Annotated in this window: 13 protein-coding genes; 7 read left to right on the top strand and 6 right to left on the bottom strand. The window is 73.8% G+C overall.

The genetic code is table 11. The features are described 5' to 3' along the window. The first annotated feature begins 83 nt into the window (after positions 1-83). The gene (locus tag HHX37_RS08360) at positions 84-2,363 is read left to right on the top strand and encodes a S8 family serine peptidase (RefSeq protein ID WP_182884998.1); all 2,280 of its coding nucleotides are present in this window, start codon (positions 84-86) and stop codon (positions 2,361-2,363) included. A 180-nt stretch (positions 2,364-2,543) separates the two neighbouring features. Here HHX37_RS08360 and HHX37_RS08355 read toward each other — a convergent pair whose 3' ends face one another. After that, entirely contained in the window at positions 2,544-2,870 is a 327-nt protein-coding gene (locus tag HHX37_RS08355; RefSeq protein WP_310738304.1) for a DUF1876 domain-containing protein, read from the bottom strand. Positions 2,871-2,993: 123 nt separating this feature from the next. On the opposite strand from HHX37_RS08355, the gene HHX37_RS08350 reads away from it, so the two are divergent. Further along, positions 2,994-3,848: a universal stress protein gene (locus tag HHX37_RS08350; RefSeq protein WP_182884997.1), complete on the top strand. Its 855-nt coding sequence runs from the start codon at positions 2,994-2,996 to the stop codon at positions 3,846-3,848. A gap of 203 nt (positions 3,849-4,051) precedes the next feature. Here HHX37_RS08350 and HHX37_RS08345 read toward each other — a convergent pair whose 3' ends face one another. Further along, positions 4,052-4,489 (bottom strand): Hsp20/alpha crystallin family protein, encoded by a 438-nt coding sequence (locus HHX37_RS08345; RefSeq protein ID WP_117408266.1) that lies wholly within the window; start codon positions 4,487-4,489, stop codon positions 4,052-4,054. A 160-nt stretch (positions 4,490-4,649) separates the two neighbouring features. On the opposite strand from HHX37_RS08345, the gene HHX37_RS08340 reads away from it, so the two are divergent. Next, positions 4,650-5,048 (top strand): cupin domain-containing protein, encoded by a 399-nt coding sequence (locus HHX37_RS08340; RefSeq protein ID WP_182874376.1) that lies wholly within the window; start codon positions 4,650-4,652, stop codon positions 5,046-5,048. 11 nt (positions 5,049-5,059) lie between these two features. Here HHX37_RS08340 and HHX37_RS08335 read toward each other — a convergent pair whose 3' ends face one another. Further along, complete coding sequence (locus HHX37_RS08335; protein WP_220499633.1) at positions 5,060-5,602, bottom strand: hypothetical protein; 543 nt, start codon at positions 5,600-5,602, stop codon at positions 5,060-5,062. Between the two features lie 50 nt (positions 5,603-5,652). Beyond that, positions 5,653-6,222, bottom strand: coding sequence for a TetR/AcrR family transcriptional regulator (locus HHX37_RS08330; protein WP_117408264.1), 570 nt, complete (start codon positions 6,220-6,222; stop codon positions 5,653-5,655). A gap of 104 nt (positions 6,223-6,326) precedes the next feature. On the opposite strand from HHX37_RS08330, the gene HHX37_RS08325 reads away from it, so the two are divergent. After that, positions 6,327-7,253, top strand: a complete 927-nt coding sequence (locus HHX37_RS08325; protein ID WP_182882833.1) for an NmrA family NAD(P)-binding protein — start codon at positions 6,327-6,329, stop codon at positions 7,251-7,253. 113 nt (positions 7,254-7,366) lie between these two features. On the opposite strand, the gene HHX37_RS08320 is transcribed toward HHX37_RS08325, so the two are convergent. Further along, the gene (locus HHX37_RS08320) at positions 7,367-7,657 is read right to left on the bottom strand and encodes a hypothetical protein (protein ID WP_182882832.1); all 291 of its coding nucleotides are present in this window, start codon (positions 7,655-7,657) and stop codon (positions 7,367-7,369) included. A gap of 151 nt (positions 7,658-7,808) precedes the next feature. On the opposite strand from HHX37_RS08320, the gene ppgK reads away from it, so the two are divergent. The 3 genes from ppgK to hrpA all read left to right on the top strand — a co-directional run bounded on the left by ppgK (position 7,809) and on the right by hrpA (position 13,606). Next, on the top strand, positions 7,809-8,546 hold the full coding sequence (gene ppgK / locus HHX37_RS08315) for a polyphosphate--glucose phosphotransferase (RefSeq protein ID WP_182874373.1): 738 nt from the start codon (positions 7,809-7,811) through the stop codon (positions 8,544-8,546). Positions 8,547-8,794: 248 nt separating this feature from the next. Further along, a complete protein-coding gene (locus HHX37_RS37630) occupies positions 8,795-9,445 on the top strand; it encodes a winged helix-turn-helix domain-containing protein (RefSeq protein WP_182882830.1) in 651 nt (216 codons plus the stop codon). Between the two features lie 126 nt (positions 9,446-9,571). Further along, positions 9,572-13,606, top strand: coding sequence for an ATP-dependent RNA helicase HrpA (gene hrpA, locus HHX37_RS08305; protein ID WP_182884996.1), 4,035 nt, complete (start codon positions 9,572-9,574; stop codon positions 13,604-13,606). Positions 13,607-13,699: 93 nt separating this feature from the next. Here the strand turns inward: hrpA and HHX37_RS08300 are convergent, their stop codons facing one another. Beyond that, on the bottom strand, positions 13,700-15,232 hold the full coding sequence (locus tag HHX37_RS08300; RefSeq protein WP_182884995.1) for a gamma-glutamyltransferase family protein: 1,533 nt from the start codon (positions 15,230-15,232) through the stop codon (positions 13,700-13,702). Positions 15,233-15,235 lie beyond the last annotated feature (3 nt).

Genomic DNA, 15,235 nt, shown 5'->3' with positions numbered 1-15,235 from the left:
CCGTGATGACAGAGCCTGAACGGCCGGCCGCGCCGTGCGCGCGACCGGTGACACCAGTCTGAGCTGGGGAGAGTCGAGACGTTGTGACCACTAACGACAAGCCCAAGGACGCAATCGAGGAGCCGCGCCCGGCGACCCCACGGGGGCGGCAGGCGTCGCGCCAGGCGCCGCAGCCGGTGGAGTCCCGGCCGCGGCGCTACATGGTGGCGGCGCTGCCGCAGCCGCACCCGGCGGCGCCGGGAGCCGCCGGGCCGGCGTACGACGACGACACGGTGCGCAGGCTGCTGGAGGACGACCCCGAGGTGCGCGTGCTGCGCCGCGTACGGGGACGGGCGGCGGGGAACCCGGAGGCCGCGGTCCCGGGGTTCCCCGCCGTGGTCGTGGCGGAGACGACGCCGCAGCACGTCGAGGCGCTGCGCCGCCAGTATCCGCAGCTCCACTTCGAGCGCGACCGGCTGCTGACCTACAGCGAGGTGCCGCGGCCACCGCGCCGGCGGCGGCCCGCCCCGGTGGTGGCGCCGCCCGGCCTGGAGAGCACGTTCGCCGTCCTGGTCAGGGACGCGGACGGCACGCCGCTGCCGGGCGCGAGCGTCCTGGTGACCGGGCACGGCTGGCCGGGCCAGGCGGTCACGGGGGCCGATGGACGCGCCGTGGTGACGATGGCGGGAGAGACGCCCGACTCGATCACCGGGCTGACGGTCCGGCCGCGCTCGGGCTACTGGAGCGTGCACGTCGAGCGCCCGGCCCTGTCGACCACAAGGGACAACCTCGTCGAGCCGGTGCGCCTGGCCGAGACCTTCGGCGGCTTCCCGGACCGGCAGGTCTTCGGCTGGGGCCAGCAGGCGATGAACCTCGACCGGCTGCCCCCCACGCTGCGCGGCGCGGGGGTCAGGATCGCCATCGTCGACTCCGGGGCCGACGTCCGCCACCCGGACCTGCGCGAACGCGTACGCGCCGGGATCGACCTGGTCGACGCCGAGCCCGAGGGATGGAGGGCCGACGCGGCCTACCACGGCTCCCACTGCGCGGCCGTCATCTCGGGCGCGGACGACGGCCGGGGCATCGTGGGCTTCGCCGTCGAGGCCGAGGTGCACGCGTGCAAGATCTTCCCGGGCGGGCGGTTCAGCGACCTCGTCGAGGCGCTCGACTACTGCGTCGAGCAGCGCGTCGACGTGGTCAACCTGAGCCTCGCGAGCAGGCACCACTCCCCGCTGGTGGCCGCCAAGATCGAGCAGGCCCGGGCGGCGGGGGTGGCGTGCGTGGTGGCCGCGGGCAACGACGGGGGACCGGTCGCCTTCCCCGGCACCCTGCCCGGAGTGCTGACCGTCGCCGCCGTCGGCAAGGCGGACGCGTTCCCGCCCGGCACCGCGCACGAGGCCGAGATCGACGGTCCCGTCACCGGTGACGGGTACTTCTCACCCCGCTTCACCTGCCGGGGACCCGAGATCGACGTCTGCGCTCCGGGCGTGGCCGTCCTGTCGGCCGTGCCGCCGGACGCGTACGCCGTCCTGGACGGCACCTCGATGGCCGCGCCGCACGTCGCCGGCCTGGCGGCGCTCGTGCTCGCCCATCACGGCGACTTCCGCACCGCCTACGCCGCACGGGACGCGCGGCGGGTCGACCGCCTCTTCCAGATCATCAAGTCGAGTTGCGTGCCGCTGAACCTCGGGGACCTCCACCGCACCGGCGCCGGGATGCCGAACGCGCTGCGCGCCCTCGCGCCCGCTCTCGCGCAGATCACCCCCGAACCGGCCGGGACGGACACGCTGCTGGGCCGGCTCGCCGCCGAGATGACGGAGGCCGGGCTGCTCGCGCCCGCCCCGGTGGGGCAGGGCGGCCGGTCCGGGTATCCGGGTCATCCCGGGCAGGCCGGCTCGGGGGCGCAGCACGGCCTCGCGGGCCAGACGGCGTACGGCGCGGGCGTCACGACGAACGGGCCGCTGTCCGGGGGGTCCCTCCCGGGCGGGCTCGTCCCCGGCGGTCCCCGCACGGGCGCCAAGGGCGGCGGCTCCGGCCCGGATCCGCGGGAAGGGGCCGGCGGCGCCGGCTCCCCGGGGGGCAGGCGCGGCAGCGGACCGTCCGCCACCCGGTCGTACGCCACCGGCTCGACGGGACCGGGCCGCGCGCAGGGCGCCCGCGGCGCGGCCGGCGAGGCGGCCCCGGTGATGGACGTCACGACCGGCGGCGGGCCGCGGACGGCGAACGGCGCGCCCGCGATGGGTTCACCTGTGGGCTCACCGATGGGTGCGCCGATGGGCTCACCGGCGGGGACGGGGGCGCCGATGGGCGCCGTGCCGTACGAGCAGGTCGCCCTGGCCTGGCTGGCCGAGGAGATGCGCGCCGCCGGGCTGATCGGTGGTTGACAGGGGCTGACCGGGGGCTGACCGGTGGTTGCCCGTGGCTGACCTGTGGCTGATCGGTGGCTGATCGGTGAGTAGATCGGTGGCGACACCTGGCGGACCCCGGCCCGGCACGGGGCCGGGGCGCCACGGGTGAATCACCTCGGCAGGACCTCAGCAGGACCCGGCGGCGGGCACTCGGTATCAGTAGGACTCGTACGCGGGCCCGGCCAGCTGGGCCACGTCCTCGGCTCCGTCGCCGATCAGCTTCGACCCCAGGTCGGCCAGCGCGCGACCGGCCGCCAGTTCGTCGCCGATCTCCGGCACCGGCCTGTCGGCCGGGTTGCGGCGGGCCCGGCCGACGCTCTCGTGCCGCCGCCCCGAAGGCGTGTAGAGCACCGCGGTCGCCGTGGTGATGTCGTCCTTGTCGTCCTCGTTCACGAAGATCTCGACGGTCCAGCGCTTCGACTCCATGCGGACCACCTCCCAGGAGTCCAGCATCCCTCCGGGCCGTACGGCCCCGGCACCCACCCCGCCATGAGGAGCGACGAGGACCGACGAGGGCCGACGCGGCCCGGCGAGGACCGGCGCGGCCCGAAACGCCGCCCCTGGGCGGTGGCGCCACGAAGGGGGCCGGCCAAGGAAGGAGCGCCCATGCCCGGCCAGATCGTCGTCGGCACCGACGGCTCGCCCGCCGCGACGGCCGCCGTGCGGTGGGCCGCGGACGACGCCGCCCGCCGCGGCTGCCCGCTCCGCCTCGTCTCGGTCGTGGACCATTGGGCGTACGGGATACCGAAGTTCCCCACCTCGGGCGGTGACCCGCTGACCCGGCACGCCGAGCGGGCGCTCGCCGCCGCCGAGGCCGTGGTTCGCGAACACCGGCCGGACGTGCGGATCAGCGCGGAGATCGTCGAAGGCGTCCCCGCCCGCGCGCTGCGGGACAAGGGGGAGGAGGCCGTCGAGATCGTCCTCGGCAGCAGGGGGCTCGGCGGCTTCGCCGGCATCGTCGTCGGGTCGGTCGGCTTCCACGTCGCCGGGCACGCTCCCTGCCCGGTCGTCGTCGTACGGCCCGGGTGGTCCGGAGGCCGCGGCGAGATCGTCGTGGGGGTGGACGACTCGCCCGAGTGCGATCCGGCGCTGGCGTACGCCTTCGAGCAGGCGAGGCTGCACGGCTGCGGCCTGCGGGCGGTGCACGCGTGGCGGCTTCCCGCCCACCCGCTCGCACCCGAGATCACCTATGACGTCGAGGAGGCGCGCGAGGCCCGCAGGAGCGTGGCGGCGGAGAAACTGGCGGGCCCGCGCCGCGGGTATCCGGAGGTGGCGGTGCACGAGGAGGTCGTCTACGGCCACCCCGTCGACGCGCTCATCCAGGCGTCACGCGCCGCCGGCCTGCTCGTGGTCGGCTCGCGCGGGCGGGGAGCGCTGGGGTCGGTGATGCTCGGCTCGGTCAGCCGGGGCGTCCTGAACCACGCCGGCTGTCCCGTCGCCGTCGTTCGGCCGGCCCGCTGAGCCGTCTCCCTTCCGTTCCGGATGCGCGGGCGACGGTCCGGGCGTGTGACGGAAAGGCCCGGCGGTCGGCGGCCTGGGCAAGTGGCCCTGACGGCCTGGGCAGGTGGCCCGCCCGGTCGGCCCGCCCGGTCGGGCGGGCCGTGGTGGGCGGGCCGTGGTGGGCCCTGGCGGGCTCTGGGGCGGAGCCGGTACTCCCGTGTGCGTCAGTCCTGCTGCCGCTGTCCCTCCGGCCGCTCGATCGGGATACGCCTGCGCTCCTCCCGCTCCTCGGCGAGCCGTACGCTCACCTCCAGGATGCCCTGGTCATAGGTGGCCTTCACGTCGTTCTCGTCCACGTTCGGGGGCAGCACGACGGACCGGGTGAAGGTCCCGTACCGGAACTCGGTGCGGTGCCCCTGCCGCTCCTCGTGGCGCCGTTCGGCGTGGATGGTCAGAACCCCGTTCGACACACTGATCTCGACGTCCTTCTCCGGGTCGATGCCGGGCAGTTCCGCCCGCAGCACGTACCGGCCGTTCCTGACGTAGTCCTCCAGCCGCATCTGCTGGCCGGCCATCGGCCTCATCGCGGCCAGCGGCGCCTCCAGCAGGTCGAACAGGTCGGGCACGAGGCCCCGGGACTCCCGCCGCATCGGAACGCTCATGGCTGTCACCTCCGTCCGGCAGAACTCATCAGAAGAGACGTACCCGGCATAAATCGGGCAAATCGCCATAGCTGGGCCGCCGCCGCGTGATGCAGGATGCGGAGACGGGTGCGGGCGGCGCCGGAACGACCCGACCGGCCCGCGGTGAAGGGAGTGGGCGATGAGGTTCGTACGCGAGAGTGACATGAAGGCCACCCGGCCGGGACCGGACAGGTTCACCGACGGCGTGTGGGAGGCGGAGGCGCTGGAGGCGGTGCGGCCGGACGGCCTGCGTGCCCAGCGTTTCTCCTACGAACCGCAGGCCCGCTCGGGCTGGCACACCCACGACGGGGAGCAGGCGCTGTACGTGGTGTCGGGACGCGGGGTGGTGGTGCGCTGGGGCGAGACCGGGGGCACGCCCATCGGGCCGGGCGACTGGGTCCATGTGGAGCCGGGTGAGAAGCACTGGCACGGCGCCGCCGCCGACGACACGCTGGTGCACCTCGCCGTCACGGCGAGCGGCAAGACCCACTGGCACGGGCCGGTCAGCGACGAGGAGTACCGCGCCGGCCTGGGCTGATCGGCGGCGCCTCAGCCGGTGACGACGACGAGGCCGGCCCGGGAACGCACGTCGTGGCGGGCGTAGTACCGCTCCTCCTGCTCGGCCCAGCGCCGCCAGTGGGGCGCGTACGTCTCGCCGTCACGGGCGAGCGCCCGCGCCCGGCGGACCTCCTCGCCGGCCTCCAGCCACACCAGCCCGCCGAGGTACGGCCCGGCCTCGCGGGCGCCGCAGCCCACGCCCTCGATCACAAGGGTGTCCGCCCCGGCGATCTCGTGCCATTCCGCGTACTCGCCACGCGCCCAGTCGTAGCGCCGCCAGCGTGCCGGGCGGCCGAGGCCGAGCGGTCGCAGCACCCACTCCATCAGGGCGTCCACCCCGGCCTGCAGGCCGTCCCAGCCGTCGTACAGGTCGTCCATGCGGACGACCGGCGCGACGAGCGCCGCGGCCACGGCGGCGGCCAGCCTCGACTTGCCCGCACCCGAGCGTCCCTCGACGGCCAGGACGCGGGTGCCGCCCGCGCGGGCGGGCCGCATGCGCAGCCAGCGCGCGACGGCGGCGGGGTCCGGTGTCACGCGCGCCGAGCCTGGCGGAGCCGCCGGAGCGTGGGCGGCACTCCCTCCGCTCACCGCCGGCTGGGGCTGACTCCCGCCACGGCCAGGCCGAGCAGCCGGTCCGCCTCGGCGGCGGCGTCCGGACGGTGCTCCGTGGCCAGGGCGATGCCGGTGATCAGGGTGAGCAGGTCGGCGATGGTCACGCCCGGCGCCAGCGCGCCGTCGTCCGCGGCGCGGCGCACCAGTGGCTCGCCCGCCTCGGTGAGCTGCGCCGAGCAGCAGTACTCGTGCGCCGCGCCGGCGTCGATCGCGGGGTCGAGGGTCAGCGCGGTGGCCAGCCCCCGGATGGTCGCGGCGTCCGCGACGACGGCGCTCAGCCACTCCAGCAGCGCGGCCCGGGTGTCGGACCCGCCGGTCAGCTCGCGGGCGCGGGCGCACAGGGTCTCGACCCGTTCGCGGAAGACCGCCTCCAGCAGGGCGTGACGGCTGGGAAAGTGCCGGCGCAACGTGGCGGACCCGACCCCCGCGACGCGCGCGATCTGCTCCAGGGAGGCGTCGGGACCGTGCGCGGCGATCTCCTCCTTGGCCACGGCGAGCAGGAGGCCGTAGTTGCGCCGGGCGTCCGCACGCTGGGCGGGCATCGCGTCACCTCACGGTTGCTAACTGGCGGGGTCCGCCGTATCTTACCGAAGCATAAACGGCGGGGTCCGCCGTTTAGCGACCGCCCACCTGTAGGAGGGGTCTCATGTCCACCGATTCCGCACCCGTTCTGGTCACCGGCGCCACCGGACGGCAGGGCGGCGCCACCGCCCGCGCCCTGCTCGCGAACGGCGTTCCCGTCCGGGCGCTGGTCCGCGACCCCACGTCCGCCCGGGCGAGGGCGGTCGAGGAGCTCGGCGCCGAACTGGTCACCGGCGACCTCAACGACCGCGACTCCGTGGTCAGGGCCGCGAGGGGGGCCCGGGGCGTCTTCTCGGTGCAGATGCCCCCGATCAAGGGAGACGCCTACGACTTCGAGGGCGAGGTGGCCCAGGCCGTCAACCTGGTCGAGGGCGCCCTGGCCGCGGGCGTGCCGCAGTTCGTGCACACGTCTGTCACGGGCGCGGGGCGGCACACGGAGGCCCCCGGCTGGGCCGAAGGCCGCTGGGCGTCCATAGAGCCCGCCCTCTCCGCCAAGGCCGAGGCCCAGGAGCGGGTGCGGAAGGCGGGCTTCACGCGCTGGACGATCATCAAGCCCGGCTTCTTCATGGAGAACTTCCTGCCGTCGACGGCCTACCTGCTTCCCCGCGGCGTCGAAGGGGGGATCGTGACCGTGCTGAAGCCGGGCACCCGGCTCTCCCTCGTCGCGTCCGGCGACATCGGGGCGGCGGCCGCCGCGGCCTTCGCCGAGCCGGACCGGTTCCACGAGGTCGAGCTGGAACTGGCCAGTGACTACCTCTCGATGACGGAGATCGCCGGGGTTCTCTCCCGCGTTCTGGGCACGGAGCTGGCCGCGCCCGACATGACCATGGAGGAGGCGATCGCCGCCGGAATGCCGGGAGCCGGCGTCACCTCACACGAGTACATCGACACGGTCGGCCAGCCCGCCCGCCCGGAGTACGCGCGGGCATTCGGCATCCCGCTCACGACCTTCGAGGAATGGGCGCGGGCGCACTTCCGGGCCGAGGCCTGACGGGCCCTTCGCCGGGACACGGCCCGTGGCAGGCGCGTGTGAGCACGGGTGGGCGCCAGGCGGCCCGGAGGGGCCGTCCGGTCCCTCCGGGCCGCACACGGAGCGCCCGCTAGCTAGACGCCCGCGCGGGTGGGGCGGCGGATGTCGCTGCTCTGCTCCTGCCACTCGGGGGTCTCGCGCCCCTTCTCCTCGGACATCTCCTCAAGCTGCAGGGCGATGCCCATCGCGAAGAAGGTCGGGGCCCACTCGCCGACGAACAGCGCCCAGCGGTCCGCGCGTTCGATGCCCGCCTGCTCGTATTTGTTCGAGAGGATCCAGGAGGCGATCGACATGCCGATCGACCCGAACGCCGCGCCGTACATCATGTTGGAGCGGAGCCCTATTTTGTGAAGCATCTTGATCATGGTGTCCCCCTTGTGGTGATTTGCCCCCATTTGTGGGCTACCCGGCCTCTTCTGACGTAACCCGCCGGGCCCGTGAAGGCGTGCGATACTCGCGTCCGCGCATGAGGACAGGCCTGCGGGGTAGCCGTGAAGCCGGACCGGGAGGGAAGTCATGGAAGTTCTGGGCATCGACATCGGCGGCTCGGGGATCAAGGGCGCCACCGTGGACACGCTCACCGGGACGCTCACCCGTGAGCGCCTGCGCGTCCCGACGCCGCGTCCCTCCTCGCCGGGGGCCGTCGCCGCGGCCGTGCAGGCGATCGTGGACCACTTCTCCTGGACCGGCCCGATCGGCGTCACCTTCCCCGGAGTGGTCCTCGACGGCGTCATCCGTACGGCCGCCAACGTCGACAAGTCATGGATCGGGGTGAAGGGCGCCGACCTGTTCGGCGACCAGTCGGTCGTCCTCAACGACGCCGACGCGGCCGGGGTCGCCGAGATGACGTTCGGCGCGGGGCGGGGCAGGCCCGGGGTGGTCCTGATGCTGACCTTCGGCACCGGCATCGGCAGCGCGCTGTTCGTGGACGGACATCTGGTGCCCAACACCGAGTTCGGCCATGTCGAGATCCGCGGCAAGGAGGCCGAGCACCGCGCCTCCGACCGGGTGCGCGAGGAGGAGGACCTGGACTGGGACGAGTGGGCCGAGCGCGTCGAGGAGTACCTCGCGCACATGCGCGACCTGCTGTCTCCCACCCTGATCGTCGTCGGCGGAGGCGTGAGCAAGAAGGCGGAGAAGTTCCTGCCGCACGTCCACCTGGGGGACACCCCTGTGGTGCCGGCGGAGCTGCGGAACGAGGCCGGGATCATCGGCGCCGCGATGGCCGCGGTGGGCGCCGCGCGCCTGCCCTGAGTCCGCCTGCCTCGGACGATAGATCTCCCTTATTCCTACCTGGACAGCGGGTAATTTCGCTGTCATGATTGACTCATGAACTCCTCGGGCGGGCTGACCCAACGCCGGCACATCGACCTGCTGCGCGTCTGCGCCGCCGCCTGTTGACCACCTGTCGACGAACCGCCGGCGACCGTGGTCACCACCATTCCGTAAGACAGGCATCCCGTACGCGACAGGCCCTCTTGCGACAGGCGAGGAGAAGCGACATGTCCCACCAGAATGTGATCGATTCCGGCGTACGGGGGTACGAGCACGGCCACGAGCCCCCGGACCCCGGGCAGGGATCGGTGCTCGGCGTGCTTCCCGTGCCGGGCACCGGGGCCGCGCTGATGATCGTGGGCTATCTCGTGCCCGCCGACACGTCCCTGGACGTACCGGCCCGGACGCCCCGTCCGGCCGCCGGAGAGGCGAGCGACGCGGTGAGCAGGACGGCCAGGGCGGCCGTCGAGTCCGCCGGGTCCGCCATCGCGGGCGGACCGCCGTCCGCCGCCACCGCCGAGACGCCGGCCACGCGGGAGCGGGCGCCAGGACCGGCGTGGCACGAGTTCTCCGCCGTGTCCCTCCCGGAGGAGGACCTGGTCCTGGACCGGACCGCGCGGGTGGTCCGCAGCGGCGGCGAGGAGATCGAGCTCACCTACCGCGAGTTCGAGCTTCTCGACTATCTCACCTCGGCGCCGGGCCGGGTCTACAACCGCCGCCAGCTCATGGCGGCCGTCTGGGACCGGTACGACGAGGAGGGCGGGCGCACGGTCGACGTGCACGTGCTGAGGCTGCGCCGCAAGCTCGGCAGGCACGCCGGACGGATCGTCACCGTCCGGAACGTGGGATACAAGTACCAGCCCCCGCGCCGCCACTGAGGCCCCCAGGGCCGTGGCGGGGGTGCCCGGCCGGCCCTCGGCGGTCTCCTCCGGCGGGCCGCCCGCCGCGCGGTTCGAAAACGGCTGGCAGATCGGCCGGGTGCGTTGCCTATCCTTGAGCCTGGAATGAACACGCTCGCCGATCTCCAGGGCCGTATCCCCGATCTGATGCTGCGCGACCAGCGCAGGCTGCGCCGCCGTATCGACGGCATGCGCCGGGTCCGCGACCGCGCCTCCCGCCAGTCCGTCGTCCAGGAGATCGCGGGGGACGTGGAGGCCGCCGAACGCCGCGTGGCCGAGCGCCGCGCGGCCGTGCCGGTCATCAGCTATCCCCCCGATCTCCCGGTCAGCCGGCACAAGGACGACCTGCTCGCGGCCATCAGGGACCACCAGGTCGTGATCGTGGCCGGGGAGACCGGCTCGGGCAAGACCACCCAGATCCCCAAGATCTGCCTGGAGCTGGGCCGGGGCGTCCACGGGGTCATCGGGCACACCCAGCCCCGCCGCATCGCCGCCCGCACGGTCGCCGAACGCATCGCGGAGGAGCTGTCGATCGACCTCGGATCGGCGGTCGGCTACAAGGTCCGCTTCACCGACCACTCCAGCGACGGGACGCTCGTCAAGCTCATGACCGACGGCATCCTCCTCGCGGAGATGCAGACCGACCCGCTCCTGCTGCAGTACGACACGCTGATCATCGACGAGGCGCACGAACGCAGCCTCAACATCGACTTCATCCTCGGCTATATCCGCCAGCTCCTTCCCCGGCGGCCCGATCTCAAGGTCGTCATCACCTCCGCGACCATCGACCCCGAGCGGTTCGCCCGGCACTTCGCCGCCCCGGGCGGCGACCCGGCGCCGATCGTCGAGGTGTCCGGCCGGACCTACCCGGTCGAGGTGCGCTACCGCCCGATCGACGAGGACGACGACCAGACCCAGGCCATCGTGGACGCGGTGGACGAGCTGTGCGCCGAGGGGCCGGGCGACATCCTGGTCTTCCTCAGCGGCGAGCGGGAGATCCGCGACACCGCCGACGCGCTCAAGGGACGCCCGGAGGAGGTCCTCCCGCTGTACGCGCGGCTGACGGCCGCCGAGCAGCACCGGGTGTTCCAGTCCCATCGCGGCCGCCGGATCGTGCTGGCCACCAACGTGGCCGAGACGTCGCTGACCGTGCCGGGCATCAAGTACGTGGTGGACCCCGGGACGGCGCGGATCTCCCGGTACAGCCACCGGCTGAAGGTGCAGCGGCTGCCGATCGAGCCGGTCTCGCAGGCCTCTGCCAACCAGCGCAAGGGCCGCTGCGGCCGTACGTCCGACGGCGTCTGCATCCGCCTCTACTCGGAGGAGGACTTCCTCTCCCGCCCCGAGTTCACCGACCCGGAGATCCTCCGTACGAACCTGGCGAGCGTCATCCTGCAGATGACCTCGCTGGGCCTGGGCGACATCGCGGCGTTCCCGTTCGTGGAGCCGCCGGACAGCCGCCAGATCAGGGACGGCGTCAACCTGCTGGTCGAGCTCGGCGCCCTCGCCGACCGGAGCGCCGACCGAAGTGCGGACCGGAGCGCCGAGCAGGACGGCGACCGGAGCGCCGAGCGAAGTGGAGACCGGGGCGCCGAGAGGGCCGGAGGCCGGGGCGGACGGGGTCCGGGGCGGGAGGCGCGGCAGGGGCCGCAGCTCACGCCGGTGGGACGCAGGCTCGCCCAGCTGCCGGTCGACCCCCGGCTGGCCCGGATGGTGCTGGAGGCGGAGAAGAACGGCTGCGCCCGCGAAGTGATGATCATCGCGGCCGCGCTGTCCATCCAGGACCCGCGCGAACGCCCGGCCGACAAGCAGCAGGCGGCCGACGAGAAGCACCGCCGCTTCGCGGACAAGGAATCCGACTTCCTGACCTACCTGAACCTCTGGAACTACCTGCGCGAACGGCAGAAGGAGCTGTCGTCGGGCGCGTTCCGGCGGTTGTGCAAGGCCGAGTTCCTCAACTACCTGCGCGTACGGGAGTGGCAGGACATCGACAGCCAGCTCCGCCAGGTGGCGCGGACGCTGAACGTCGTGCCCAACAGCGCGCCCGCCGATCCCCGGCGCGTGCACGAGTCGCTGCTGGCCGGTCTGCTGTCGCACATCGGCGTCAAGGACGTCGAGGCCAAGCGCAGGCAGGACGGCCCGCGCCGTCCGCTCACCGAGTACATCGGCGCCCGCAACGCCCGATTCGCCATCTTCCCCGGCTCGGCCCTGGCCAAGACGCAGCCGCAGTGGGTCATGTCGGCCGAGCTGGTCGAGACCTCCCGGCTGTGGGCCCGGGTCAACGCCAAGATCGAGCCCGAGTGGATCGAGCCGCTCGCCCAGCACCTCGTCAAGCGCACCTACAGCGAGCCGCACTGGGAGAAGGACCAGGCCGCCGTCGTCGCGCTGGAGAAGGTCACCCTGTACGGCGTGCCGATCGTGACCGAGCGGAAGGTCAACTACGGCCGCATCGACCCCGAGCTCAGCCGTGAGCTGTTCATCCGGCACGCGCTGGTCGAGGGCGACTGGCGGACCCACCACAGGTTCTTCCACGACAACCGCAAGCTGCTCGACGAGGTCGGGCAACTGGAGGAGAAGGCCCGCCGCCGCGACATCCTCGTCGACGACGAGACGCTGTTCGACTTCTACGACCAGCGGATCCCCGCCGAGGTGGTCTCGGGCCGGCACTTCGACAGCTGGTGGAAGAAGGCGTCCCGCGAGACGCCCGACCTGCTGACGTTCACCCAGGAGATGCTGGTCAACGACAGCGCCGGGGTCAGCGCCCGCGACTACCCCGACGCCTGGCGGCAGAACGGCCAGCGGATGCGGCTCACCTACCGGTTCGAGCCCGGCGTGCCGGAGACGGGGGAGGCGGACGGCGTGACCGTCCACATCCCGCTCGCCGTGCTCAACCAGGTGGAGCCGGAGGGCTTCGACTGGCAGATCCCGGGTCTGCGGGAGGACCTCGTCACCGCCCTCATCAGGTCGCTGCCGAAGCACCTGCGCCGCAACTTCGTGCCCGCCCCCAACTACGCCAAGGCCGTGCTGGAACGCGTACGGGCGGGCGGCGAGCCCATCCTCGGCGCGCTGGAGCGCGAGCTGCACGCGATGACCGGGGTGGCGATCCCGCGCGACGCCTGGGCGCTCGACCAGCTCCCCGCGCACCTGCGGATCACCTACCGGGTGATCGACGACCGCAGGCGCACGGTGGACGAGGACAAGGACCTGGAGGCCCTCAAGCGGCGGCTCGCCTCCAAGCTGCGCGCCACCCTGTCGAGGGCCGCCGACGACCTGGAGCGCGACGGCCTGCGGAGCTGGACGATCGGCACCCTGCCGAAGGTGTTCGAGCAGGGCAGGATGCGCGCGTACCCGGCCCTGGTGGACGAGGGCGGCAGCGTCGCGGTCCGGATGTTCGACACCGAGGCCGAGCGCGACCGGGCGATGTGGGCGGGCACCCGGCGGCTGGTGCTGCTCACGGTGGTCAGCCCGGCCAAGGCCATCCTGCGCGGGCTGACCACCGCGCAGAAGCTCGCCCTCAGCCGCAGCCCGCACGGCGGCGCCGCCGCCCTGTTCGACGACTGCACGGAGTGCGCGGCCGACCGGCTGATCGCCGAGGCGGGCGGGCCCGCGTGGGACGAGGCCGCCTTCGAGCGGCTGCGCGACCACGTGCGCGCCTCGCTGTTCGAGACGACGGAGGAGGTCGTCACCCGGGTGGAGCGCGTCCTCGCGGTGTGGCACACCGCGCAGACGCGGCTCGACGCGCTGGGCGGCGCCGTCGCCGACCTCGCCGCCGACGTCCGCGACCAGCTCGACGCGCTGGTCCACGCCGGGTTCGTCACCGAGACGGGGTACGACCGGCTGCCGGACGTCCTCCGCTACCTGCGCGCGGTCGAGCGGCGGCTGGACAAGCTCCCCGACGACCCCGGCCGCGACCGCGAGTGGATGCACCGGGTGCACGACGTCGAGGACGACTACCGCGACCTGCTCGACCGGCTGAAGCCCGCCGAGCGGGACGCCAAGGCCGTGCGGGACATCCGGTGGATGATCGAGGAACTGCGGGTGAGCTTCTTCGCCCAGCAGATCGGCACCCCGACACCGGTCTCCGAGAAGCGCATCCGCAAGGCCGTCGAGCAGGCCGAGTCCGCCGCCCGGGCCGGGTGACCCCGGCGTCGGCGGCCCCGGCGTCGGGTCTCGCGGCCCGGCTGAGGGGGCACGTCTCAGGGGACACGGCGGCGGGTTCTCCGCGGCGGGCTTTCAGCGGCCGAGCGCGGCGCCGATGAGGGCGCGGGGGTCGGCCGCCCCGGCGAGCGCGCCCGACGGGAGCAGGTCGATCAGGTGGGCGTGCCCGAAGTCCGTGCCGTACGCGGCCGTCCCGACCGCATGGCCGCGCTCGCGCAGGCCGTCCGCCCACGGCGCCCCCTCCTCGACCTCGACCCCCTGATCGGACCGCCAGGTGTCGAAGCCGGTGTCGCCGCCGCTCAGCCGCCACCGGGGGGCGCCGACGGCCTCTCCCGGCGTCTGCCCGTGCAGGAGGAGGCGGGTGACGATCTGCAGCAGGATCTGCGGCTGGGCGTCCCCGCCCATCGTGCCGAGGACCGCGCGCAGGGTGCCGTCCGGGCGGGTGACCAGCGCCGGGCACAGGGTGTGGGGCGGCCTGCGGCCCGGGCCGTACTCCGCGGGATGACCGGGCGTGAGCGAGAAGCCGATGCCGCGGTTGTGCAGGTTGATGCCGGTGCCGGGCTCGAAGAGCAGGCTGCCGAAGCCCGACGCGTTCGACTGGATCAGTGAGACGCCCATGCCGTCGCCGTCCACCGCGCACAGGTACGTCGTGTCGCCGGACGCGGAGGGGGCGGCCGGCAGCGGTGAGCGGCGCGCCGGATCGACCAGGGCCCGCCGGGCGGCCGCCGTGTCCAGGGGCGCGACGGCCGTCTCGTGCAGCACGCCGAGGCGGTCGTGCCCGGCCGCCCTGGCCGATTCCACCAGCAGGTGCGCCCAGCGCGGCTCGGCCGGATCGGCGGGCGGGCCGAGCCCGGCGAGGATCTCCAGAGCGAGCAGCAGCAGGTAGCCCTGCGAGTTCGGCGGCGTCGTCCAGACGCGGTGCCCGAACACCTCGATCTCCAGTGGCTCCACCCAGTCGGCGTTCGGCCGGGCCAGGTCGTCCCCGGTGTACTCGCCGCCGCCCAGCGCCAGCAGCCCTTCGCCGAACTCGCCCTGGTAGAACGCTTCCCGGCCGCCTTCGGCGAGGGCGGCGAGCGCTCTGGCGACCCCGGGACGCCGGATCACGTCTCCGGGACGCCGTACGGCCGCGAAGTCGCCCGCACCGGCGAGCGTGCCGACGAAGTCGGCCGTCGGCCCCAGCAGCGGAGAGGCGGGGAAGCCGCCGGCCGCGTGGCGGATCGCCGGGGCCAGCAGGTCGGCGAGCGGCAGGCGGGCGTACCGCTCGTGCAGCGCCAGCCATCCGTCCGCGCAGCCCGGCACCGGGACCGACCGGATGTCGAACAGGTGCGGCATGCGGTCCCGGCCCTCCGCCCGCAGCCGGCCGGGGTCCGCGCCCGATCCCGCCCGTCCGGACGCGTTGAGCGCGGACACGGCGCCGTCGTGGACGAGCGCGAACAGGTCGCCGCCGAGACCGCACAGATGCGGGGCGGTGACCGCCAGCACAGCGTTGGCGGCGATGGCGGCGTCCACCGCGTTGCCGCCCCGGTCGAGCATCGCGACACCGGCCGCCGAGGCCAGGTGGTCGGCCGTGCACACCATGCCGTTCAGGGCGTACCGCGTCTCGCTCACGAC

Source organism: Microbispora sp. H10885, from assembly GCF_014161415.1.
In the GTDB taxonomy this organism is placed as follows: Bacteria; Actinomycetota; Actinomycetes; order Streptosporangiales; family Streptosporangiaceae; genus Microbispora; species Microbispora triticiradicis.
This window is presented reverse-complemented; position numbering and strand designations above follow the sequence as displayed.

Bases quoted from the DNA above. Each gene is read 5' to 3' on its own strand.
- HHX37_RS08350 (WP_182884997.1), top strand. From the start codon at position 2,994: ATGCCCGGCCAGATCGTCGTCGGCACCGACGGCTCGCCCGCCGCGACG.
- HHX37_RS37630 (WP_182882830.1), top strand. From the start codon at position 8,795: ATGTCCCACCAGAATGTGATCGATTCCGGCGTACGGGGGTACGAGCAC.
- HHX37_RS08345 (WP_117408266.1), bottom strand. From the start codon at position 4,489: ATGAGCGTTCCGATGCGGCGGGAGTCCCGGGGCCTCGTGCCCGACCTG.
- HHX37_RS08325 (WP_182882833.1), top strand. From the start codon at position 6,327: ATGTCCACCGATTCCGCACCCGTTCTGGTCACCGGCGCCACCGGACGG.
- ppgK (WP_182874373.1), top strand. From the start codon at position 7,809: ATGGAAGTTCTGGGCATCGACATCGGCGGCTCGGGGATCAAGGGCGCC.
- HHX37_RS08330 (WP_117408264.1), bottom strand. From the start codon at position 6,222: ATGCCCGCCCAGCGTGCGGACGCCCGGCGCAACTACGGCCTCCTGCTC.
- HHX37_RS08340 (WP_182874376.1), top strand. From the start codon at position 4,650: ATGAGGTTCGTACGCGAGAGTGACATGAAGGCCACCCGGCCGGGACCG.
- hrpA (WP_182884996.1), top strand. From the start codon at position 9,572: ATGAACACGCTCGCCGATCTCCAGGGCCGTATCCCCGATCTGATGCTG.
- HHX37_RS08320 (WP_182882832.1), bottom strand. From the start codon at position 7,657: ATGATCAAGATGCTTCACAAAATAGGGCTCCGCTCCAACATGATGTAC.